The 996-nt window shown below is 72.4% G+C and carries 1 protein-coding gene; it reads right to left on the bottom strand.

Annotation, left to right across the window (positions count from 1 at the left end; translation table 11 throughout):
• Positions 1 to 227 precede the first annotated feature (227 nt).
• Positions 228 to 996: IS30 family transposase (locus DW645_RS09845; protein ID WP_147356643.1), on the bottom strand; the 769-nt coding region annotated here is incomplete at its 5' end.

The raw sequence follows: 996 nt of genomic DNA, 5'->3' as shown, positions 1-996 counted from the left end.
GGTTGATTTCCGATCTCAGCCGAACACATTGAGCAAATAGGCCGTTCCCGCAGCTAGCCGAACGCCCCCGCGGCCCCTCCCGGGGCCCGGGGGCGGCATTTTCCCAGTTGAAGGAACGGTGGAGATGTGTTTCGATGGGTCCGGTGGCCATGCTCCGCCCGCCGCCCGGCGCCTCTTCCCAGACTCAGCCGGACGGTCGGTCCGTCTATTCCGTTTTTCCCTCTAGGCTAGGACAGCGGGGCATCGCCCCTCTCTGCGCGCGCCCGCTCGATGAGCCCCGGCGTCAGGTCGAGCTCCTCGATGGGCACGTCCTCCACGCCGTACGCCTCCAGCAGCGCCTCCGCGTCGGCGCCGAGCATCGCCCGGAAGGCGCGGGCGGGCGTCGCGAAGCCGAGCGCGCCGCGGGGCTCGGAGTTCACGTGCGACATCGCCAGCGCCAGGTCGGCCGGGACCAGCCGGTCGAACCTGAGGCCGCGGCCCTTGGGGAGCAGCTTCCTGATCTCGACGTGGTTGCGCTCGCAGGCGCCCTTCTGGTCGCTGCGCCTAGGGTCGCAGTAGAACAGCCTCGTCTCGCCGGGCCCCTCGCCGATGAGCGCGGCGATCGCGTCCTCGTCGGAGAACTCGGTGCCGTTGTCGGTGAGCACGGCGCGGAACACGCGGCGCGTCCCGTCGGCGCCGAGGACCGCCCGGACGCCCTCCAGGGCGCCCGCGACGCACCCGGCGGTCTTCTCCTCCAGCGGCAGCGCGAGCTGGAGCCTGCTGGGGCGGTGCAGCAGCGTGAGCAGGCAGGCGCCGTCCTCCCGCGCGCCCTCGACGGTGTCCATCTCCCAGGCGGCGGCGCAAACGTCCTCGCCGAGGCCGAGGAACGCGGCGTGCGACCTGCGGGCCGAGTGCGGCGTCGCCCCCTTCGGGGCCCGGTGCGACCTGGGCCTGTAGCCGACCTTCCGCCTGAGCTCCATGTTGGTCATGCCGTCGTAGCCCGCCGCGACCCAGCGG

The sequence above is a fragment of the Collinsella sp. AM23-17 genome (assembly GCF_003470945.1).
Taxonomy (GTDB): Bacteria; Actinomycetota; Coriobacteriia; order Coriobacteriales; family Coriobacteriaceae; genus Collinsella; species Collinsella aerofaciens_O.
Note: the sequence above shows the minus strand (reverse complement) of the source record. Positions and strands in the feature narration are given on the sequence as shown.